This is a genomic window from Brucella pseudogrignonensis, assembly GCF_032190615.1.
In the GTDB taxonomy this organism is placed as follows: Bacteria; Pseudomonadota; Alphaproteobacteria; order Rhizobiales; family Rhizobiaceae; genus Brucella; species Brucella pseudogrignonensis_B.
In genome coordinates, this window is sequence record NZ_JAVLAT010000003.1 from 338,998 (window position 1) to 361,457 (window position 22,460).

A 22,460-nucleotide genomic window follows, 5' to 3' on the forward strand; every position below is an offset into this window, starting at 1 on the left:
AATTGAAACGTGCTCTGGTGGCGAAAGCAGATGATCAGAGTTCGTTGCGCGCCCGGAGCTTAGGCTAGAGCCGAACGCAAATCATAAGAAAGTTCACGTATTTCGCTCAGATCAAGTTCGGATTCCACATGCTCAAGATGATGTGCCATCAGATGAATCGCCTTTTCTGCTTCTTTTGCAGAAATCGCTTTTACGATTTCTGCATGCTCATCTGGACCGCAGTTGAAATGATCGGTTTTGCGATAAATGGCTGTGATCAGCGAGCTGCGAGAAATAAGGTCACGCATGGTGGTAAATAGAAAATCTGACCCTGTCAGTTCGGCCAGCAGAAGATGGAAGCCGCCCGAAAGTTTGATGATGTCAGTTGTAACATTGTCCTTATTGGCAATCCTCTCCAAGTTGACATGGTCGCGGAGACGTTTCACATTTTCTTTGTGCAAAGAGTTGCAGAGCCGTTCGACGATACAGCGCTCTACGGCTTGCCGAACCGAGAAAACATCGCGCGCCTCCTGCACTGTCGGCTTGCTCACAAAAGCACCGCGATTAGGGATCATGCTAACGAGCCCATCACGCTCAAGAATGGTCAGGGCCTGGCGGATGCGCGCGCGGCTGACGTTGAAGATGGTGGAGAGTTGTTCTTCTTTAAGCTGGATTCCGGGCCGTAATCGCCTTTCGGCAATCGATAGCCAGACTTTCTCGACGATCTGTTCGATTGATAAGGCCGTTGGTGCTTTCATAAAGACTACTCCATGTTCAATTCGACAATCGTCATGTGCGAGAAAAAGTCAACTCATGGATTTAATTACTTGATTTATTGTATACAATAAATCATAGATTTGTTGATCATTTTTTACAGTTTGGGCAACTTATGGAATTTGACTTTGAGACCATTGATCCGCAAAGCCGCTATCGCCTGCTGACCAATTTCATCGGGCCGCGTCCTATTGCGCTGGTGACAACGCGTTCAGCCACAGGAAACAACAATGCGGCACCCATGAGTTTCTTTAACGTCTTCTCGCACGATCCGGCGATTGTTGTTTTGGGAATCCAGCCACGTCTATCGGGGGAAGAGAAGGATACTATGGTCAACATCCGTCAATCAGGAGAGTTTGCTATCAGCATGGTCGATATGGCCTTATCTGAGCAAATGTTGATCTGTGGTCTTGGTTTTGACGCGGAAGTTGATGAGCTTTCTGTCGCTGGTCTGACCGCTCAAGCCTGTACTAAAATCAATGCAGCCTTTCCGCAGGAAGCGCCCTGTGTTTTTGAATGCCGTGTTGAGCGGCTCATCGATTATCCGCGACGCACGCTTGTTTTGGGGGAGGTCGTGCATATGCATGTCCGGCGCAACTGCCTCGATGCTGCGGGGCACTATGTTGACCCTGAATACTACCAGCCCATTGCACGTCTGCACGCAGATAATTACGTGACATCAGACCGTCAGTTTGAGTTGAAAGCCCCGCCTATTGGCGATTTTAGCAAGCGTAATCAGTAGGTTATATATCAGAGGCTTTAATTATGCATATTCATCTGATCAATCCAAACTCCACCGCTTCCATGACAAATCAGGCTATGGAAAGCGCGTTGATTGTGAAGCAGGCTCAAACCCACATTACAGCGACAAATCCCCTTGAGACGCCAGCAAGCATTGAGGGCTCTGCGGATGAGGCGATGGCTATGCCCGGAATGCTTGCAGAAATTCGCAAAGGCGAAATGCAAGGCGTCGACGCCTATGTTATTGCTTGCTTCGATGATCCTGGCTTGCACGCAGCTCGCGAAGTGGCAAAAGGACCTGTAATAGGTATTTGTCAGGCGGCGATCCAGGTGGCCATGACAATCAGCCGCCGCTTTTCGATTGTTACCACACTTCCGCGTTCGGTTGCTATTATTGAGGAGCTTGTCAGTAATTATGGAGCTGAGCGCTATTGTCGTAAAGTCCGGGCAATTGATTTGCCAGTTTTGGCTTTAGAAGACGATCGTTTTCGTGCTGAGCAGCTTCTGATTGCGGAAATTGAGCGAGCGAAGGCCGAAGATGGGGCGGAGGCGATTGTACTGGGCTGCGCTGGCATGTCCTCATTATGTGAGCGCCTCAAAGAGGTGACTGGTTTACCCATCATTGATGGTGTTACAGCAGCAGTCAAAATGGCCGAAGCTCTCATTGGTGCAGGCTACGCAACATCGAAAGTGAACAGTTATAACTATCCGCTGCCGAAAAACATGCCTTCTTGTGGTTTGATAGCATGAGGAATGTGTCGGCCGACAATTGTTGATAGTTTCGCTTTCTTCGTACTGCCTATATAGGTGGCCTTTATTTCTCTTTCAGCTTCTTTTAGTCGGACTGATATCAGTTGTCTTTACTCATTAGAGCCTGACTCATAATGTTTGAAATGAATTCAAAGGCTTAAAATGTAGCCCAGAATCGCCATCAACCCGGAGTTCAATAGGTTTAACACGCGTGAAAATGGTAGCATTAGGATAGCAAGCGCATAACTCATTGAAATAACTTAAATCATTTTGGAACAGGCTCTTAAATAATGAGTGAGAATACATTATGTTAATTATTATGCGCAAAATTTTCTACAGCACCGAATGTAATATTTTGTCTCATATCATGACTAATTAAAATTATCATCCGACTTTCGTGAAGTGGGGGGGGGGGGATTTGAGAGTGCACTGATTGTTGATATAAATTAGAAAAATATAATAATATTAATAGTACAAATTAAATCAAAGTGCATTATAATACTTTAAGGGGTGTTGTCACGTTAACTGGGCTACAGTTGCCTGCCTGACGGTTTGGGCGTAAATTTTGGCGATGCAGACATCAGATATCATCTTCAAGCGTCACCGTTTTCCGCCACAGATTACTGCTCATGCGGTGTGGCTTTATCTGCGGTTCAACCTTAGTCTGCGTGAAGTTGAGGAAATGCTGCTTGAGCGTGGAATCGACGTATCATACGAGACAGTTCGTCGTTGGATCGCCAAGTTCGGCCCCCAGATCACACGCAACTTGCGGCGGCGTCAGGCGCGCCCCGGCGATATTTGGTATTTGGACGAAGTGGTGGTCAAATGCGCTGGAGAGAAATTCTGGCTCTGGCGTGCGGTGGATCAACATGGCTCCGTTCTCGAAGAAATCTTGCAGAAGCGGCGTGATAAAAGGGCGGCAAAGCGACTGCTCGTAGCGTTAATGAAGCGCTATGGCTTTGCTCCCAAACGGATCATCACCGATAAGCTCCGCTCCTACGGTGCAGCAAAGGCAGAAGTGGCACCCGGCCTTGACCATTGGTCGCACAAGGGCCTCAATAATCGGGCCGAAAATAGCCATCTGCCGTTTAGGAAACGGGAGCGAACCATGCAAGGTCATCGGTCACCTGGAGCGTTGCAACGCTTCGTCTCCATGCACTCAGCGACCCGCAATTGTTTCTCTGTTCCATCTCGTCGCCGAGCCGCACACACAATTCGCTACCATCGCCTCGAAGCTTTCGATGCATGGAAAATTGCGGCCTGTTTCGCCTGAATAGTAAGCGGTCAGCCGATTGCGTTAGAGTTGAAGTTCCAAGGCATAAGGCCTTCGATTTCGGTTACAGGCCAGCCTTTAGCGATGCGGCTCAGGGTTTGGGATAGCCAGTCGAGCGGATCGACGGCATTCATTTTGCATGTCTGGAGCAGTGTCGCCCAGGTCCTTCCGCCGCCTTCGCTTCCGGCAAACAGGCTATTTTTCCTCGTGATTGTCTGTGGCCTGATCGCACGCTCGACAATGTTGCTATCGATTTCGACCCGGCCATCGGTGAGGAAGCGCTCCAGAGCCTCGCGCCGAGTGAACGCGTAGCGGATCGCCTCGGCGGTTTTTGACTTGCCAGAGACCTTACCCAGTTCCTTTTCCCACAGGTCGAAGAGGCGGGCGACAATGGTTTCGGACTGTTCCTGACGGAACGCGGCGCGGATGTCGGCATTCTTGCCGCGAACCTCATCCTCGATCTTCCACAATTTGGTCATGACGATGACCGTATCTGTTGCAGCCTGCGAGATCCCGCTGACGTGCAGATCGTAAAATTTGCGGCGCAGATGTGCCCAGCAGCCTGCGAGCTGTATCTGTTCATTGCGCCCAGCCTTGGCTTGCGCCTTGATCATGCTCGTATAGGCGCCATATCCGCCCACCTGCAGGATTCCGTTGAACCCGGCAAGATGCCGCGCCACGCATTCTGCGCCCCGACTGTCTTCAAAGCGATAGGCCACCATTGGTGGACTGTTCCCACCATAGGGGCGATCATCGCGTGCATAAGCCCAAAGCCATGCCTTGGTGGCTTTTCCAGAACCGGGAGCCAGAGTGGGCAAGGTCGTCTCATCGGCGAAGACCCTTTCACCTTCCTTGACCCGTTCCAGGATATAATCGGCGCATATCTGAAGCTCGAAGCCCAGATGCCCCATCCATTGCGCCATCAAACTCCGGCTGATCTCGACGCCATCGCGCAAATAGATTGCCTCCTGACGGTAAAGTGGAAGGCCATCGGCATACTTGGAAACGGCTATATAGGCGAGCAGGCGCTCTGTCGGCAGACCACTCTCGATAATATGTGCAGGCGCAAGCGCCTGAACCACACCATCATGGTTCCGGAATGCGTATTTGGGGCGGCGTGTCACGATAACCCGGAACTTCGGGGGCACGACGTCCAGGCGCTCGGAGCGATCCTCGCCGATCAGGACCTTTTCCAGCCCCTCGCAACCAGCCGGAATCTCCGGTTCGATGACTTCCTCAATGCGTTCGAGATGAGCCGCAAAACCCTTGCGCGGACGTGATGCCCGTTTCGGCTTGTCACTGGCCGCATCGTCAAGTTCGCTCTGGATCGCCGAGAGACCGGTTTCCACTTCCTCGAAAGCAAACGATACCTGTTCATCGCTAACACCAAGGCGTAATCGTTCGGAGCGCCGGCCGTGCTGGGTGCGCTGCAATACCTTCATGATGGATGTCAGGTTGGCAATCCGTTCGTTGGCGCTCTTCTCCACTGCCTCCAGCCGGGCAATCTCAGCTTCAGCAGCCTTCAAGCGGGCTTCCTTTTCAGCCTGCTCACGTGCCATCGCGAGCACCATAGCTTTCAGTGCGTCAACGTCATCCGGCAGATCGTGCAGCGGTAAATCCATGAGGCTGAGTAGAGCATAAAAGCGGTCGTTTTCCCAACCTGAACTGCATCATGAATCATCTTGCCGCAGGCGCTGTCACCCCGTCAGCAAAGGGCGTCTTGTCCTGTTCGGGCGGATCTTTTTCCAGTCCATTCCAGCCAACAAGGCCATGAGCTGGGAATGGTCCAGACGGATCCTCGCTGCCGACAGGCCCGGCCAGCAAAAGCCACGCTCCTCAAGCGTTTTCGAATAAAGGCAAACGCCACTTCCATCCCACCACACAATCCGGACCCGGTCAGCACGTTTTGACCGGAAGACATAAAGCGCACCATTGAACGGGTCGAGACCGCCATCACGGACAACTGCCATAAGCGAAGCGGCTCCCTTGCGGAAGTCGACGGGCTGACAGGACACATAAACCACCACACCGCTGGAGATCATACCTTGCGAGCCGCCCGTAGAACCTACACCAGATGATCTGGATCGAAGGCTGAACCGACGCGAACCACCATGTCGGCGACAACTATATCGATCGAAGCGCTACACGTCGTTTCAACACGTGCAAATCTGGCCGGACTGTCCGTTCCCGCCGTTGCTGGCGAAACAACACCAGACGCAAACGCCTTGCGACGCCATCCGTAAAGCTGCGAAGGATCCAGACCTTCAGAGCGTGCAATCGCCGAGACGTTAGCCCCGGGCTGCAATGACGCGGCAACAATCCGCGCCTTCTCGTCATCCGACCAGTTACGCGGCCGTCGTCGGCTTCGCACGGGTTCCGCCGTCAAAATCTCAAATATCTGGGAATGATTCATATCGTCATTCATAGGACTCTCCGCATGATTCAAGCAGAAAATCACCCATCAAGCCGACAAAAGATACGTGGGGTGGCTTACCCGCTTACTATTCAGGCGAAACAGGCCGCAATTTTCCATGCATCGAAAGCTTCGAGGCGATGGTAGCGAATTGTGTGTGCGGCTCGGCGACGAGATGGAACAGAGAAACAATTGCGGGTCGCTGAGTGCATGGAGACGAACCGTTGCAACGCTCCAGGTGACCGATGACCTTGCATGGTTCGCTCCCGTTTCCTAAACGGCAGATGGCTATTTTCGGCCCGATTATTGAGGCCCTTGTGCGACCAATGGTCAAGGCCGGGTGCCACTTCTGCCTTTGCTGCACCGTAGGAGCGGAGCTTATCGGTGATGATCCGTTTGGGAGCAAAGCTATAGCGCTTCATTAACGCTACGAGCAGTCGCTTTGCCGCCCTTTTATCACGCCGCTTCTGCAAGATTTCTTCGAGAACGGAGCCATGTTGATCCACCGCACGCCAGAGCCAGAATTTCTCTCCAGCGCATTTGACCACCACTTCGTCCAAATACCAAATATCGCCGGGGCGCGCCTGACGCCGCCGCAAGTTGCGTGTGATCTGGGGGCCGAACTTGGCGATCCAACGACGAACTGTCTCGTATGATACGTCGATTCCACGCTCAAGCAGCATTTCCTCAACTTCACGCAGACTAAGGTTGAACCGCAGATAAAGCCACACCGCATGAGCAATAATCTGTGGCGGAAAACGGTGACGCTTGAAGATGATATCTGATGGCTGCATCGTCAAAATTTACGCCCAAACCATCAGGCAGGCAACTGCAGTCCAGTTAACGTGACAACACCGTGCCAAGTCATCTGCTTGTTGTATGGTGAGGGATGGCAAGTGCTTCTTTTGTGCAAGTCACTTGCCAGAATAGAAAAGTGATTTTGGGTATGGCTATTTTAAGCCTTCCCAAGACGTTTACGCAGTTCTGCGTTTTCTGCGCGCAGCTTTTCAGCAAGCTCTTTACGAAGCTTCATATTTTCTGCTTCAAGAGCGACTAAGCTTGTGAGATCATCACCTGAAGATACTGTTGAAGATATGGTTTTAGTCCTGCCGGCGGCGTTCTTCCAATTGTAATAGGTCTGCTCGCTCACATCGGCCTGTTGCAATGCTGCCTTAAGGGTGGTTTTGCCATCTTTAATTGTTTTTTCAATGGTGGCAAGAATAGACGAGCGCTGAGCCGGCGTGTATTTTTTACGCTTGCCGTCAGTTGGTTGTTTTGCGGTCGGTGTTGCAGGTTTAGGGTTCTTTACAGCTTTAGCTGCTGCTTTGGTTGTCGCTGGTTGAGAAGCGTCTATTGTTTTTGGTGTTTGCTTTTTCCGCGTAGCGCGGGTTTTCTGCTTACTATCAACGGGCTCAGCAGATGTGATTTCAGCTGCCGTTGAATTCGTATCTGCGATTGTTTCATCAGCCATTTAGTGTTTCTCCGGTTGTATTTGTCTGTTGTTTTTGTGTGGTATAATATACAGATAAATGATAATTATGCGAATAACATCCAAATCATATAATTCTATCTTAACAGTCAAGCGTTTAACGGAATTTTATAATGATTGGACAGTATGTCAAAATTTGAAATAAATATTCAGAGTTTGAGTTTAGCCTCAAGAAATCTATAACTCCAGTTGTGTTTAATAGGGATTGTAAAACACAGTGAAAAATCCAATCCGAAATGTTGTTGTCGAATATAAGAATAAGCGCACGCGAAAGGGGAACTCATCCCTGTGGGGAGGTCTCGATTTAAAATCAATTTCTCGCGAAGTGGAAGCTACCATTCTACAATCATCGGATGAGGTCGCCACACAAACGGGAGCCCCTGATCTCCGTCTCAATTTAACAAAGTACACTGTTGCGGAGAAATTGCGCGGGACTGCGGTGGCAAAAAATATAGATGAGTATCAAGCTCAAAAAAAAGCCTCTGTCGTTGAAACTTTAGAACTTCAAAAAGGGGTGCCTGATACTGGTCCGTTTCCACCATCAGAGCTTACACCACATATCACACCCAAAAAGAACGACAGGCCTGTGCAGGACAGGGCGAGAGTTGTACAGAAGAAACAACAGAGAGCCGTCATCTATTCAGCCGGAGATGAGGATGTTGTCTCTGAACTATCGTTTCTGGAAAGAGAAAACGCTTCTTTGAAGCGCGAATTGATTGCTAAACTGCGTTTAGAAAACGAGAACATGGCGGCGATGATCGCGCGGGCGGAGCAACGATTGGCGCAGAAGAGATAAAGTCGCTTAACGTGATCCGGCCATAAAAGCGGGACGCTCTGATCTTGCAAACAGAAACAAGTGAGCTCCAAATTCTGGTCATGAGCTTTCGTTCAGTTTACCATGACGCGCAGTGTCATTATCGGGATGCAGGCATTTTGCATTTTCTCGTGCGAACAGGGAGGTTTATTGACGATGAAATTCTGGGGAGCCCGTATTGTTGAGCGTCTGTTTAGATTAAAAGAACATAAGATAAATGCTGAAGTGGAAGACGACAGACCGCCGGTTAAAAACTCGGTTGAATCCAGCCCACCGCAGCCTCGACAACTGTCCCGTGCGGAGACACCAGCGTCGACTGTTCAGAAAGCTGATGATAAATCCGATAAGCCCGCAGAGTTGATAACCGCTCCCGAACTGCCGACAAGGGTACTGCAAAAGGAAGCACAACAATCAAATCCTGAGCCAAGCAATGGTCGAGACACCAACACAGCTGAGAGGCTCGTTGACGATAACGCAAGCGACGAACAATCTGCTGTCAGTAAAGGTGCACGCACCCTCAGACATTCCGCTCGCAAACCTGATAGCAGCACGACCGCTAGCAAAAAGCCATCAAAAGCAAAGCTCAGATCGCGCGCCTCTCTTGATGCGGGAAAAACCGACAATCCGGTTTTGAAATCGGATGAGCCTTACAAAGATCTAGACCAGGCAGAAGTTAGTCGTCCGGCAGTTCTCCATGGTTCAAAGCAAGTGTCAAATCGTTCTGGAAAACAAAAATTCAAACCTGCAGACGAACCAGTGACCGATAAGGAACTCGCAGAACTGGAAGCAGAAAATGCTCGTTTGAAACGCCTTCTTGAAGAAAAGCTGAACTCTCGGGCTGCGTCGCAAACTATTGAATAGGTGAATTCTGACCTTATCTTCATAACCACTTATGCCGCAAGTTCCAAATTTCCTCAAACAGTGAGTGATTGGCAGGTGCGCGTCGGTTCTTACAGTTTATTTGCACCCCTTCGATGCTGGCAATTGTCGTCGAGGCTACGCGGACACTGTTACTTTAATGAGAGTGCAGACGTAACGTATTCTTTGACGCATCTGTTATGCTTATTTCAAGCGAGCGATTTCGCGCCACATGTTTGTGGCGGCTTGCCGTAACTCACGATAGTCAGCGACATTGAATTGGTTTCGGGGGGAAATAATTTAGGTTGTAGATCGGATCATGTATCGACGTAAAGCTTTTCACATGTTCCGCTGATTTAAAGCGCTTTATACCACGCTCTCGTCGTCGGATCAGCTGATGCGAATTTTCTGCCCGATTGTTCAAACCTTTATGCTGACGGTGGTCGCAAACGCTCAAGCCTATAGCTTGTTTGGCAGTGCCATAGGATCGTAGTTTATCGGTGACCATAACCCGCAGTGCACAGCCCTGAGCAGAGACAAGCTTGCGCATGAAAAGCTTGGCGGCCTTGGTATTGCGGCGTTTCTGGACCAGAACATCCAACACAAAGCCATCCTGATCAACCGCTCGCCAAAGAATGTAATGCGCACCTTTGATGGATATCACGCACTCATCCAGATGCCATTTATCGCGAAGGCGCGGTCTGCGGCGACGGATATTACTGGCAAAGGTCCGTCCGAACTTCTCAGCCCATTCGTACACTGCCTTATATTTGAGGATGATCCCGCGATAGGCCAGCATGTCTTCGACCATACGAAAGCTTAACGGAAAGCAGAAATACAACCATACGGCTTCTGCTATAATCTCAGCGGGATAACGATGGCGGTGATAAGTGAAGAACGAGGTTTGGTCATCACCCGTTATTGTCACGTAATATTACGCCAGAGTTAAGGTAACGGTGCCACGTCCTTGATAATCAAGTTATCGTCCGACCCATGGTACCCCTCCTAGACCAACCGGAAAATCAATTCCCATGGTCAGCCCCGAGCTGGTTTTACAAGCAGTCTTCGCGAAATGTTTCGCACTCAACCTGAGTTTAACGCATGACTCGAATTCATTCCGTAAAACAGAAGCCGACTGATTGAAAAGGTCCCTTCTCTAGCCTTTTGGGTTAAAGACCGTAAATACCCTCCGGGCGAATTTATGGTCGCTAGTTTCTGAAGGATCCAAGCAATAGCGCTCGATGTAATTTCTATCCCCATAGAGGTTATGGCTTCCTCATAGGCTGAGCGGCTGATGCCAAGGAATTCAGAGACTATTCGTGACGCACCATGGAGATCGCGCCATGAAGCAATCCCGTTTGCACAATATTCGCGGATATCTGGGCATGTTCGAAGTATCTGATCGAGAGAAATGGAAGGAGAAACCCGTACTCGATTGCTCATTTTAAGTTTCACAGAGATAGGGCTATCAGGAGAAGGTCCTTTCAAATCAATATTTTTAACATTTGAAGATTCAAATAGGGATTCTGATTGAGATTCAATATGCTGCCGCTCAGATTGAGCGACGCTGCCGCTCAATTCAGGAACATTTTCTATATTTTTTAATATGATAGCCAATTCATCGCCAATAGCTGTAAGATTGGCCTTGATAATGTTCAGTTCACCGAATGATGCGCGGCGCGGAATGCCATCCACAACTTCACGGAAACGGATGAATAGCTTTTGGAGGTCAGCACTATGCTTCCCGGAAATATCGGTGTTGTCTGCAAGTGCCGACGCAATATCTCTTCTTATGACGGACACTTCATCGCGAAGCCGTTTAAGAGCGTTTTGATCGCTGATAATTCGGTCCGCAACGGTGGCGATTTCTGAGGCACGATTGAGCAAAGGGGCAAAGGAAAAGCCGAAAGCGAGTTCAACGCTCCCTTCCCTATCCTTATGCGCATAGCGTTTGCGGGTTGGGCTATCCTTGCGTGCGATGATTCCTGCTTTGACGAGTGAAGCGAGATGGCGGCGCAATGTTGATTCCGGCATGCCGTGGGCACGCAGTGAAAGCTGACGATTGGATGGAAAAACAACGAGACCGGCTTTCTCATTCAAATTATCGTCTGGGAGAAATGACAAAAGCGAACTGAGCACTGCTAGACTTCGATCATTTAGATCAAAGGCTGACTTTGCCACGCAGAGCTGCTTATAGATCACCCATCTGTTCCCCCCCCCTTCCCGAGTCTTCTGCAGATCAGGATTTTGGACAAACAACTTCATTCGCCCACGCAAAGTGGACGTTACAGTATGCAGAATTTGCATTCCCTTTCACCTTTCAAAAGGCAAAAGAAATCCACCCGCCAAAATGACGACAATGACTCTTGACAGTTATTCCGAGAAATGCGATTCGTATCTTGCTACAGAAAAACGAAATAGCCTTCGCAGACTGACGTTTGTGGGGGCTTTTTCTTTTGCGGATTAATCTCCAATATCGGGTTCAGATAGTCTGAATTCCTCATAAAGGCCTTCTAGACGGGTTGACAACCACTCACCAAAAATTTCGGCATCATCGCTCTTCAGAGAGATATCGACCTTTTTGGTTTTGCGATCCATGGAAAAGGCAACTGAACCGTCCTTGGTTCTCCAGAACTTTGTTGGTTGCCGCTTTTTATCCTTAACCGTATTATGCTCAGTTATTCGCTTTGAGCGGGATTTGATGGAATTGAGAATCATCAAAAAACGATCATCGGATGACGCTGAGTAGAACTCGTCTTGGTGTGTCGTCGTGTCAACATTAGTTGCAGTTCCATCTTTGAATGCGACTGAAAGATCATACCAACGATCTCGACCAATACCTTTAGATGGTCCTATTTTTAAAATGAGATCAGATGGCACATAGTTGGTCACTGACTGCATTTTTGAGAGAACAGTCTTATTGACACCTAGTGCAGACATTACCGTTTCGTTGTCGAACTGCTCTGCAAGCTTTTTGGCAAACAGTGCACGTTCAATAAAACTGAGATCAGCACGAGCGGTGTTTTCCTGGCCTTGTGCAATAGCATGGTCTCGATCAGAGAGTTGTTTCACAGTGGCCTTGACCGTGATATTCAAAGCCTTTGCAGCTTTCGCTCTGCGATGACCGAAAACAATCTGGTATTTGCCTGCAGCCGTTGGACTAGGACGAACTAATATAGGCGTATCCTGACCACGTTCATGCATTGCTGTAATAAGTTCTTGAAGGCTTGTATCGTCATCATCTTCTAAGCGATCAACGACAAACGAAGTCTCCAAATCGTTCGGATCTAGCTCAATGATGTGCGTGCCGTTTTGAAGCTGTTTTTCAATTTCTTCAGCAGCGGCGACTTTAGATGCCATTTCATCGGCGGCACGCGACATCATTCCAAAAGCACCACGGCGACCCGATGGCTCTACTGTTGGGGTGGGGGCAGGTGTTTTGGGTTCGGAGTTTACCGCCGTAAACTCTGCAGCCGTGAAGTTATCTAGCAATCCGGACATGATGCCTTTACGTGCCATTAGATTGCCCTCCCCCAAGCTTTGTGGACGAGATTAACGACCTCACCGTTTACACCATGCAAGCTTTCTACAGCGCGGTCATATGTCGAACGCGTGAACTGCGACCGCTCGACTTCGTATAGCGTCTGTTTCGTGATGCCCGCGTCTGAAATCGCAGTTGATTTTAACATCTCGTTTTTCAAAACAAAACCGCCAAACAATGAACGCATGAAGTGTACCATTTGACTTTGTGGGATATCACCAGGCTCGTATCGAGTGATGAGATATCGCATCCAATCAAGAGACATGTTGCCGCCGCCGCGTTTGATCGGGTCCAAGATTTCGCCAAGCATGAGTAGAAATTGACACATCGACATAACGTCCAGCATCTGAGGGTGCACGGTTACTAAAACGGCAGTCGCCGAAGACAACGCAGTAAGCGTCAGATATCCCAGCTGCGGAGGGCAATCAAGAACGACCACATCATATTGATCCTCGACTTCAGACAGAGCGGCGTCGAGGCGAGTGAAGAATGTACGCCCCATATCTCGGGTGCCCTTCTCGCTCAGGATCAACGGTGTATCGTATTCGAATTCCTGCAGATCAAGATTGGCAGGTACGATATCGAGACCGGGAAAATTCGTTTTCCGGATAAGTACGCTGAGTGGTTTTCTATCGTCATCATAGCGGATTGCTTCGTAGAGCGAAGGTAACTTATCAAGTTCTGGTTGGATTCCATGAAGCGCCGTCAAAGAAGCCTGGGGATCTAAATCAATGGCAAGTACACGGTGGCCTGTTAGCGCTAAGTGCTGTGCAAGGTGAGCTGTCGTTGTTGTCTTGCCTGAGCCACCTTTAAAGTTTACGACACCAATAATTTGCAGATGTTCGTCATTTTTACGGTGAGGAACATACATACGTGAATCGGAACGGCCATTGGCATCGAGATACTGGCGCATTTCCAGCATCTGCTCTGCGGTGTAAGACCGACGACCAGTGGCGGTGACCGCGGGCTGTGGCCCCTTGCCATTCAACGAGAGGTTTTTTAGATGCCCTTGGCTGACACCTATATACTCTGCTGCCTCAGCAAGTTGAAATGAGCGAAGCGTCTTTACCGCATCCGGGGGGAAATTCTCTTGGCGATGCTTTTCCAATCGACCTGATAACGCTGATCCCTGCTTCAGGATGAGCTGATCGAAGTCTGAGAGTGGCTTGTCGGCATCAAATGCGATATTCATAGAGTAAGGCCCTAAAGTGCGATTTTAGTTGCGGAAAAACGCATTAACCGCATTTAGCTCCGATTCTCCCGATACTGCAAGGAGTTTTAAGTTAACGGAAGGTTAACGCTTGTCGGCAATCTCAAGTTTACGGCCGTAAACTCCGTAGCTGATAGATAGTCAAGAACGGAGATGAGGGCGACCGCTGATGACGCGATCAGTCGGCTTGGCGCGACTTAAAGATGCGATGTGGATCCCCAAGCCATAATTCCCATTACTTATTATTCTTTGATGCAGTTATCGCCAATTTTAGGCATTACATATTCTTAATTTTATAATACTGTATTTTAGGGGCCTCTTTTTAGGGGTGCAATTGGTTAGTTGAGTTTTGTGGGGCGGGCATGTTTTCTTTTAAAAATGGATTGAAATTTCTGCTGTTATCAACTGCGCTTATGACGCCGAATTTCGCTTTGGCGCAGAATTCGCCTCAAGTCTCCTCAAATCTAGCTGATGCCGAATATTATGCTAACTGGGGGCTTGATATGATCAACGCCTTACCAGCGTATCAGAAAGGCTTTACGGGCAAGGGTATAAGCGTCGCGGTTGTCGATACCGGATTTGATGTTAATCATCCTGAGTTTTTTGGTCGTATTTCACCTTTCTTGTACAACTTCGGCAACGATCAGGCCCCTGATAATATCTTCCCTGAGCGTAAATCTGACGGATCGCTGAACGGCCATGGTGTGCATGTTGCAGGGACAATTGGTGCTGGCCGCAATGGATTTGGTATGCAAGGTGTTGCCTATGATGCAATGATTATGCCTCTGCGCGGCGTTGAAGTCGCGAGCAGAAGAAACGATGTTTCTGCTACAGACGAGGCTATTGTTTACGCTGCGGACCATGGTGCCCAGATTTTAAACGGCAGCTATGGCCCCAATACCTACCCAAATCCGGTCATTAATAAACGGCCTAACCCCAACTATCAGGTTCTGGACTATCAGCTTATACTGTCTGAACCCGGTGAGCTTGAGCAAACGTATGAAGCTATGAAATATGCGGCTGAGAAAGACGTGGTCATGGTCTTTGCCGCTGGTAATAGTCGGCAGGATCAGCCGGGCTATGCTACGTCTATTCCGAGCGGCAATGGTATGGTTCCGCTGATCACCCCCGATTTCATCCGTAGCGGAAAAATCAGGTTTATCGACTACGATAACCCTGACTTAAATATAGAAGATCCATCCACTTATACGTTTCTCGACCCCACAGGCCCTGATTTCGATGATATGGATTTCTCCGAATTGAAAGGATCGCTTATTGCTGTTGTTTCCGTTGGGCCAGATGGGAAAATGGCACCATACAGCAATGAATGTGGTGAGGCGGCAGAGTGGTGTCTGGCCGCGCCCGGCGGGGCGATGACAAAAAGAGGGGATCCAAATGGCATCTATTCAACCTGGCCAGCTGGTGATCCGACCAATGACTACCAGGAATATCAATATTTACAAGGTACCTCGATGGCATCGCCGCATGTTGCCGGGGCCGCAGCCGTTGTGCGATCAGCATTTCCTTATCTGAACGCCCGTCAGACGATTGAAACAATCCTCACAACTGCCACCAAAGAAGGCTTTGAGGACGAGGCAAAGTTCGGTCAGGGGCTGCTGAACCTCGGTGCTGCTGTCGATGGCCCTATGGCTTTTCGGTATACCGGCGTTTTCGATGTCGATACGAAGGGCTATTCCTCAATCTGGTCGAATTCGATCTCTGGCATAGGCAATTTGACCAAGCGCGGTGAAGGCATTCTGGTTCTTGATGGTAATAGCAGCTATCAAGGCGGTACGAACATCGTCGGTGGTGTTCTTGAGGTGAATGGCAGCATCACGTCACCTACGGACGTTTCTGAAGCAGGCACGATTGCCGGTCTTGGATCTGTCGGTGAACTGACTTTGCTTGATGGTGGTAGGGTTGCGCCCGGCAGTGCGTTCAATCCTGAAAATTCCATTGGCACACTAACCGTTAATGGAACATTCACGCAGCAAAGCGGGTCAACCTATCTGGCTGGTTTGGTTGCAGGAAATGGGCAAGATGCTGGTGTCGATCAGATTTTCGTCCATGGTGCGGCTGATCTTGAGGATGGCAGCTCGCTCGAATTGGTACATCAAGGATTTTCTTCTGGCGCACAGGCATACTCGCGTTCCGTGTTGCTGAGCGCAACGGATGGCGTTAGCGGTACTTACGGCAAAATCGCTGGTTCGTATGTTCAAGACGCGCGTTTTATTGATTTTGCACTCGACTATGATGCGAATAATGTTTTCCTCGATACAAGCCGGTCGGCTGTCGCATTTGCGGATGTTGCAAACAGCCAAAATCAGTTCTCAACAGCTGTCGCATTGGAAAGTCAGGGGAGTGGTGGCGCGCTCTACGATCATATCCTGTTCCTGACGCAACAAGATGCCCGTCTGGCTTATGATCAACTGTCTGGTGAAGCCTATGCTTCCATTCAGTCAACTCTTATCAATAACAGCGCCTATACCCGCTCGGCAGTTTATAATAATCTTGTACAAGCTTTTGCCTCATCTGCTGCTACCGGCCAATCTCCGGAAAATGGCGGTGCACCGACATTTTGGGGACACGGATTTGGTGGATGGACGAACCTGTCTGGTGATGGCAGTGCCGCACGCTCAAAATCCAGCATTGGCGGCTTCATTTCCGGTATCGATGCGCAGTTTTTTGATAACTGGCGCCTCGGTGTACTGGCAAGCTACAGCCAGACAAATTTCCGTCTCAATGAACGCATGTCGTCCGGGAAAAGCGATGATTACACAATTGGTACCTATGCGGGCACGCAAACGCCTGTTGCGCAGGGTATGGTCGCATTCCGGTCTGGCCTGTCCTATACGTGGCATAATATTGAAATGAACCGGGGAATTTCCTTTGCGGACTTCGATGACAGGCTGTCGGCTGATTACAATGCCGGAAGCTTTCAGGTGTTTGGTGAGATGGGCTATAAGCTTCCGCTTACGGAAAAGGCGAGTTTTGAGCCCTATGTAAATTTTGCTTATGTTAGCCTGAAGACAGATTCGTTCTCAGAAACGAGCACTCAAGGCGCAGGGCTGAACGTCGAAGAAAATTCGATGAGCACCACGCTCTCGACCTTTGGCTTTCGTGCGACAGCAACGTTAAACGAGAAGGTTATTCCAGTCAAAGCAAGGGCAGATATTGGATGGCGCTATGCCTTTGGCGATGATAAACCGACATCTGCTGCAAACTTTGCTGGCTCCGATGGTTTTATCGTTGGAGGAGCCAGCATTGGCAAGGATACGGCATTGGTTGCGGGTGGTTTTGATTTTAAACTAAGCGAAGCAGCTTTGTTAAATGTCTCTTATCAAGGACAGTTTGGCTCAGGTCTGACGCAAAACGGCGTTGACGCCAATCTGCGCGTGAGGTTTTAACGCAGTCTATGTCTTGAATCGCTGGATGGGAATTCTGCCCTTATCTTTCACTCCGACAGGGACGGAAACCAGACAGACGCGAGCTGATTTTACAGTTGAGCCAGCGTGCTGGATTCAAAATCCAGCAGTTTTACCAAACGGAAAACTGATCGCATTCACACATCGCGGTCAGATTTTCCTGTCAGATGATGATGGCGGACTGGCGATACCGATTTCACCCGCTGATAAATATAGTTATAGCGTTGTCTGGGACCCAGTTTCAAAACGCTTTGCCTTCGCCTCTGATGTTGACGTTGCAGATTTTTCCAGCAAACTGCAATGTATGACTTATTCGTCGGCAAAAGAATTGGTTATGTCGCAAACTTTTCATGCTTGATGATCTGTGCAAGGGATCGTGCCGATTTCAGATCGAAGCGAGGCATCCAGCATGGTCGATTTCAAGGGAACGCATTTCCCCAAAAGTGTCATCCTGTATGCCGTTTTTATATGTTCGTTATTCAGTTTCGTATCGCGACCTTCAGGAAATAGTCGGCGAACGAGGCGTAAAGATTGAGCATGCAACATTGAACCGATGGGTCGGTAGATAATCGACGCAGATTGCTGTTCAGGCACAAGACGCGAACGCCCAACACTTGGCTCGGAGCGTGTTTATAAAACCTATATAAGGGATAAGGGAAATAGACCGATCTGTATCGAGCTGTTGATCAAGCGGCCAACCCCTTGATTTCTTGCTGTCAGAGCGGAGAAATGTCGGCGCCGTACGACGTTTCTTTATGAAAGCCAGCAAAAGCAATGGTGTTCTACGCAAGATCGTGATTGATAAAAGCGAGGCCAATTTGGCTGGTGCGCAGGCTGTAAACAATGTCCTGAAAATCACAGGTACGGACAAGCTGATTGAAATCCTATACGTCAAATGCCTGAACGATATTCTTGAACAGGATTATCGTTTCATCAAGCGGATCACCAAACACACGTTAGGCTTCAAAGCCTTTCATTCAGCGTCTGCTACAATAGCTGGTATTGAAATCGCTCACATGATCCGCGAGAAGCAATTCGCAAACGACAATCGTTCGCCCTTCGAGATGTTTGCGCAGCTCGCAGCATAACTGTGTCCAGAGATAAGGCCGCTTATAACCCACTCAAAAATTTGCGACAGAATCACCGAGATTGCCGGAATGAGTAGATGAGTATTGCTCGTTCAATCGAAAACAAGCAGTTCGAAAGAGTGGAAGTTGAACACCATGATAAATGCAAAGATATGAGCCTCAGCGAAAGTGTTTGCATTTCTTCAAGGTTGTCACTGACAACTTGCTTTAATAATAAACCATGAAAGCAATCGCGATGCGAGTCCGCTACGCCGTTTGGCATTGTTGTAATAGTCGGACGCTTGTTGCACGGAGCGATGCCGCGATTGGCGGCTTCGGTGAGATAGCCGGAGCGCAGGTCATGTACAGAAAACTCCTTTGGGTTAAGCCCAGCCATTTTTGCGCGCTGCTTGACGATCCGGTTGATGGCACTAGGTTCCAGCGCGCGCCGAAACATTGCCCCATCGATCGACTTTTCGAAACACGTTGCCTTTGTCGATTTTGGCCGCTTCGAGCCATTGGCTGAGGGCGTGTACAGGACGCCCGGTCAGATAAACGATTTCAGCGTGATCAGCGCCACGTGTCTTGGTGCGGCCAAGCTGCATCGTTAGCGAGGGGAGGGGGAGCCGTCTTTCGCGGTGACAGGCGCCTGTTTGACAAGTTGTTCTGTAGGAAGACTTGCTATTTCGCTCCGACGACGGCCACCGGAGGCAAGGACCCCCATAAGGAAGGATGGCCCTGTCTCGAATGTCGGTCACGTCTCCTCCTGAACACGTCCCCAGCAGTTCGGTCAGAATATCGCCGGTCATCGCATTGCCACTCTTGCGGCTGCGCAGCCGGTTCACGGCGCGGACCGCAAGCCGGATGGCAGACTTGACGGCTGGCGAGGAAAACGCACCCCCCAACCCGCGCCATGGTGTCAGTGTTGACCAGTTGGCGAGACGGCGGCGTACGGTGGAGGGTGCATGCGGTCCGGATACGCGCAGAAAACCTTGCTGGCGCAATTTTTCTTCAACGCCTGCTGGAATACCGTGATTGGGTTCGATCTCACGCTGTTGTGGCCGCCAGAGATGATGGACCACGAATTTAAGCAACAAAACTTCAGACGCCGGCCAGGACAGGGGACTATCGTTTGCAGCCATCGACCAGGCCTCAAGATAGGCCAGATCGGACGTCAGCGCGCAGGGTGTTTTCGCCCATGCCCTCACTGACCAGATGACGCAGCATTTCGACGTCGTTCTCCGTCAAAATATCGGCCAGCATGTCGCGCCGGTTCATCGGCACGACGGCGGCAATCGTATCGAGTGTTTCGGCGCGGCGTTCGATAGCTTGGTTGGATGTTGCGCTCAAAAATCCATCCTATAAAGGGTCGAAAGCGCTTTGTTCGGGCGATGCCTTGCTCCAACTTTCGCTGATTTGCGGCCTGAAACCAATAAGATGCGATAGCCTTTACTTATCAAAGGTTATAAATCAACACTAGAAGCATCACAAGTGCTGAAACATAAAGACCATTTAGCTTATAATTAATACGTCATTTACCATAATTTCAACGTGTTACGCTCTCAACCAAATGCCTCTGAAGACCTTGCTATCGCCGCTGGCGCGCGCCAGTGAAGCCTTGGCACGCCTCGATGAGCGTCTTGCTCCTTCGCCGGTCGGCACGGGGCTGATCGAACGGTTGCATTTTGCCGATGCCTGCGCCTCGCTGTGGCTCGATGGGGAGCTGGTCGTGATGGAAGACCTCGTTCTGCATGAGGCGGCGCGCGATATCCGCTCACCGAGCCATGCGCTGACCATTGCTCGCGACGTGTTGCAGACAAGGCGACGCATTGTGGCGCAGCAGCCGGATTGGGCGCTGAGCCCGAACGGCTTGCGCAGTCTCTGGGTTGGCGGGCAGGCTTGGCCTGTACCATCAGCTGGGGATGGCGGCATCGATGCCGATAGCGAAGGCGCCGTGTTGCAAGATGCGGCTGTCGGTTTGCAGGATCAGGACGGGGAGGGGAGAAAACATCGTCTGGATGATGGGTTCGACCTGCCCGGCATCGATCTTGACGCCATCGACGCGGTGCTGGCACGGTCCGAAACTGGGTATTGCCAAGTTGTTTGATGTAGGCCGCACGAAGCCGTTGAGCTTTTGCTCATGCGGTCATTTCAGCAGTGTAGCCATGCCATAATCCAAATGCATCGGTACATGCATGACGATAGGAACGAGCTGTGAGTTTATGGCGACGCGGGCGGAAAATCAGGTTAATCTGATCGTGAACGGCAAGGAACCTTTGCGTATGTCGCGCTGACTTGAACAGCCCAAATATCTTCTCCCGCTTTCGCGTTGGCCTATGCGAGACTTCGATGGCGTTATTCAGGCTTTTATGGGCCCGGTGATCCGCATCTGGTGAAAGGTTTTGTATTGGCTTGATGTAACTGCGCAGCTTGTCCGTCACAACGACGCGTGGTTGACCGAATTGCTTCACCAGTCTGGAGAAAAAGCGCTTGGCAGCCTTGGTGTTACGGCGCGTTTGAACCAGAATATCAAGAACATCGCCGTCTGCATCAATTGCCCGCCAAAGCCAGAACTTCTTTCCGCCGATCGTGATGACGACCTCATCGATGTGCCACTTGTCGTTTGGCTTTGGTCGGTCCCTGCGGATACAGTCGGCAAAATGGCGACCAAAGCGATTAATCCAGAGGCGAACGGTTTCCCGGCTGACACGCACGCCACGCTCAGCAAGAAGATCTTCCACGTCGGCCGTACTCAATGCAAATCGGTGATAGGTCCAGACTGCGTAGGCAATAATTTCACGCGGAAAACGAAACCCCTTCAATCGGGGAAAGGAGCTGAGTAATTTCATGCCAGTTCGATACCGGAAACGCCAGGCTCAAACAACTTGGCAATACCCTCGCGTGTGTTGATAATGAGCTCGTGAAGCAGATGCGACCTAACGACATTATTATTATGGAAGATTCAATCAATCATCAGCTTGGTTCTATCGAATTGAGGTGGTTTGCGCAGAACCATGGTCTTTCCGTTCTGCACTTGCAATTTCAATGCGATCGAATTGGTGTGTTTTAAACACAAAGCGCACCCTCACGCAAAAGTAACGCAAGACCGTTATTTGTAATCTCGCTGACATAGTGGAACTTCACTAATCCGTTGATGCAACGCGGAAAGAAATTTTTGTTCTGCGCGATTAAGAGCCGTGTCGGGATTATGGACCACATAAATGTCAATTGCTGGGGGACTTTCATATGGTGGCAACCGCCAGAGAAGGTTTGTATCAACATCGGGTTGAGCAACGTGAAGAGGCAGCGCTCCTATCCCTAATCCTGCGACGATCATGCGTCGAACCTCTTCAGCATTTGCCGACATTCCAGTAATCCGTGAATTCAATTGAGCTTCTTCACGCAAAATAGCGACCGGTCGCAAAGCGTCCGTCAGCATATCAGTTTTAAATGATACTGAAGCCTCTCCACGCAGATCCTTTAACTTCAGATCGGAAAGTCCGTAGAGGCGGTGAGACGGTCCGCAAAAGAAGCCGAAATACTCACGGAACAGTCTCACATATTCGAGCTTATCATGCTTCTTGTGGACTAGGCAGATTCCGATACTTGCTTGCTTTTGTAACACGCTCGTTGTCACCACACTGCTAGTCATCACTTCTATGCTGAATGTCACTTCAGGATTTTCACGATGGAAATTTTTGAGTACTTCATCAAAAATTGGAGAGACCACATAGCTGGCTAGAGCGATGGTGACATGCCCGGTTATCTCCTCTTTCATATCACGGATGAGAACATCAAGTCGGGAAACACTCCCGAATATTCCAACCGCTTCTTTATAAAGAAGCAGACCCGCAGCCGTAATTTCAAATCGGCCCATTGCACGATCGATTAATCGTTTTTGAAGTCTGTCTTCTAGTCTTTTCAGAGCGTTGGATACAGTAGGCTGTTTCAACCTCAAACGGTTTGCTGCCGCTGTGATGCCCTTCTCTTCCACGATCACAATAAAAGTCCGCAGCAAATTCCAATCAAGTTCCCAAGGGAGCTTTTTGATGCGGTTTGATGAGGAGGGTTCAGCTGCAAACATGACATTCTCTAAATCTATGGCCAATATTTTTATTATCTATTT

19 protein-coding genes and 3 pseudogenes are annotated in these 22,460 nt (G+C 49.6%); 9 read left to right on the plus strand and 13 right to left on the minus strand.

Features of this window, described 5'->3' with window-relative positions:
* Window positions 1-59: 59 nt before the first annotated feature.
* Complete coding sequence (locus RI570_RS19390; protein ID WP_313830418.1) at window positions 60-737, minus strand: GntR family transcriptional regulator; 678 nt, start codon at window positions 735-737, stop codon at window positions 60-62.
* 131 nt (window positions 738-868) lie between these two features.
* Between RI570_RS19390 and RI570_RS19395 the strand changes: the two genes are divergently transcribed.
* The 3 genes from RI570_RS19395 (at window position 869) to RI570_RS19405 (ending at window position 3,517) form a co-directional block, all read left to right on the plus strand.
* A complete protein-coding gene (locus tag RI570_RS19395) occupies window positions 869-1,495 on the plus strand; it encodes a flavin reductase family protein (RefSeq protein WP_313830420.1) in 627 nt (208 codons plus the stop codon).
* A 23-nt stretch (window positions 1,496-1,518) separates the two neighbouring features.
* Complete coding sequence (locus RI570_RS19400; RefSeq protein WP_313830422.1) at window positions 1,519-2,244, plus strand: aspartate/glutamate racemase family protein; 726 nt, start codon at window positions 1,519-1,521, stop codon at window positions 2,242-2,244.
* Window positions 2,245-2,815: 571 nt separating this feature from the next.
* Complete coding sequence (locus tag RI570_RS19405) at window positions 2,816-3,517, plus strand: IS6 family transposase (RefSeq protein WP_313830424.1); 702 nt, start codon at window positions 2,816-2,818, stop codon at window positions 3,515-3,517.
* 11 nt (window positions 3,518-3,528) lie between these two features.
* Here RI570_RS19405 and tnpC read toward each other — a convergent pair whose 3' ends face one another.
* The 5 genes from tnpC to RI570_RS19430 all read right to left on the minus strand — a co-directional run bounded on the left by tnpC (window position 3,529) and on the right by RI570_RS19430 (window position 7,401).
* Window positions 3,529-5,139, minus strand: a complete 1,611-nt coding sequence (tnpC, locus tag RI570_RS19410) for an IS66 family transposase (protein ID WP_313830425.1) — start codon at window positions 5,137-5,139, stop codon at window positions 3,529-3,531.
* Window positions 5,140-5,214: 75 nt separating this feature from the next.
* Window positions 5,215-5,559: an IS66 family insertion sequence element accessory protein TnpB gene (tnpB, locus tag RI570_RS19415; protein ID WP_313830426.1), complete on the minus strand. Its 345-nt coding sequence runs from the start codon at window positions 5,557-5,559 to the stop codon at window positions 5,215-5,217.
* A gap of 23 nt (window positions 5,560-5,582) precedes the next feature.
* Window positions 5,583-5,942, minus strand: a complete 360-nt coding sequence (locus RI570_RS19420) for a transposase (protein ID WP_313830428.1) — start codon at window positions 5,940-5,942, stop codon at window positions 5,583-5,585.
* 80 nt (window positions 5,943-6,022) lie between these two features.
* The gene (locus tag RI570_RS19425) at window positions 6,023-6,724 is read right to left on the minus strand and encodes an IS6 family transposase (protein ID WP_313830429.1); all 702 of its coding nucleotides are present in this window, start codon (window positions 6,722-6,724) and stop codon (window positions 6,023-6,025) included.
* Between the two features lie 161 nt (window positions 6,725-6,885).
* A complete protein-coding gene (locus RI570_RS19430; RefSeq protein WP_313830431.1) occupies window positions 6,886-7,401 on the minus strand; it encodes a transposase in 516 nt (171 codons plus the stop codon).
* Between the two features lie 235 nt (window positions 7,402-7,636).
* On the opposite strand from RI570_RS19430, the gene RI570_RS19435 reads away from it, so the two are divergent.
* Both RI570_RS19435 and RI570_RS19440 read left to right on the plus strand, forming a co-directional pair.
* Complete coding sequence (locus tag RI570_RS19435; RefSeq protein WP_313830433.1) at window positions 7,637-8,215, plus strand: hypothetical protein; 579 nt, start codon at window positions 7,637-7,639, stop codon at window positions 8,213-8,215.
* 174 nt (window positions 8,216-8,389) lie between these two features.
* Window positions 8,390-9,094, plus strand: coding sequence for a hypothetical protein (locus RI570_RS19440; RefSeq protein ID WP_313830435.1), 705 nt, complete (start codon window positions 8,390-8,392; stop codon window positions 9,092-9,094).
* Between the two features lie 201 nt (window positions 9,095-9,295).
* Here RI570_RS19440 and RI570_RS19445 read toward each other — a convergent pair.
* From RI570_RS19445 to repA, 4 genes and pseudogenes are all read right to left on the minus strand, one after another.
* Window positions 9,296-10,013, minus strand: a pseudogene (locus RI570_RS19445) (IS6 family transposase).
* Window positions 10,014-10,174: 161 nt separating this feature from the next.
* Window positions 10,175-11,398: a plasmid replication protein RepC gene (gene repC, locus RI570_RS19450; protein WP_313830436.1), complete on the minus strand. Its 1,224-nt coding sequence runs from the start codon at window positions 11,396-11,398 to the stop codon at window positions 10,175-10,177.
* A gap of 156 nt (window positions 11,399-11,554) precedes the next feature.
* The gene (gene repB, locus RI570_RS19455) at window positions 11,555-12,610 is read right to left on the minus strand and encodes a plasmid partitioning protein RepB (RefSeq protein WP_313830437.1); all 1,056 of its coding nucleotides are present in this window, start codon (window positions 12,608-12,610) and stop codon (window positions 11,555-11,557) included.
* The gene (gene repA, locus RI570_RS19460) at window positions 12,610-13,824 is read right to left on the minus strand and encodes a plasmid partitioning protein RepA (RefSeq protein ID WP_313830438.1); all 1,215 of its coding nucleotides are present in this window, start codon (window positions 13,822-13,824) and stop codon (window positions 12,610-12,612) included. The genes repB and repA overlap by 1 nt, the downstream gene beginning before the upstream one ends.
* 380 nt (window positions 13,825-14,204) lie before the next feature.
* Here repA and RI570_RS19465 point away from each other — a divergent pair, with 380 nt between their 5' ends.
* The 3 genes and pseudogenes from RI570_RS19465 (at window position 14,205) to RI570_RS19475 (ending at window position 18,355) form a co-directional block, all read left to right on the plus strand.
* Entirely contained in the window at window positions 14,205-17,249 is a 3,045-nt protein-coding gene (locus RI570_RS19465; protein ID WP_313830440.1) for an autotransporter domain-containing protein, read from the plus strand.
* A 25-nt stretch (window positions 17,250-17,274) separates the two neighbouring features.
* Window positions 17,275-17,625: a hypothetical protein gene (locus RI570_RS19470; RefSeq protein WP_313830442.1), complete on the plus strand. Its 351-nt coding sequence runs from the start codon at window positions 17,275-17,277 to the stop codon at window positions 17,623-17,625.
* A 51-nt stretch (window positions 17,626-17,676) separates the two neighbouring features.
* Window positions 17,677-18,355, plus strand: a pseudogene (locus tag RI570_RS19475) (IS6 family transposase).
* Between the two features lie 191 nt (window positions 18,356-18,546).
* Here the strand turns inward: RI570_RS19475 and RI570_RS19480 are convergent.
* Window positions 18,547-19,612, minus strand: a pseudogene (locus RI570_RS19480) (tyrosine-type recombinase/integrase).
* A 292-nt stretch (window positions 19,613-19,904) separates the two neighbouring features.
* Here RI570_RS19480 and RI570_RS19485 point away from each other — a divergent pair.
* Window positions 19,905-20,441, plus strand: a complete 537-nt coding sequence (locus RI570_RS19485) for a hypothetical protein (protein WP_409558709.1) — start codon at window positions 19,905-19,907, stop codon at window positions 20,439-20,441.
* A gap of 31 nt (window positions 20,442-20,472) precedes the next feature.
* Here the strand turns inward: RI570_RS19485 and RI570_RS19490 are convergent, their stop codons facing one another.
* Both RI570_RS19490 and RI570_RS19495 read right to left on the minus strand, forming a co-directional pair.
* Window positions 20,473-21,183 (minus strand): IS6 family transposase, encoded by a 711-nt coding sequence (locus RI570_RS19490; protein WP_313830444.1) that lies wholly within the window; start codon window positions 21,181-21,183, stop codon window positions 20,473-20,475.
* A gap of 260 nt (window positions 21,184-21,443) precedes the next feature.
* A complete protein-coding gene (locus RI570_RS19495) occupies window positions 21,444-22,418 on the minus strand; it encodes a LysR family transcriptional regulator (RefSeq protein WP_313830446.1) in 975 nt (324 codons plus the stop codon).
* Between the last annotated feature and the right edge of the window lie 42 nt (window positions 22,419-22,460).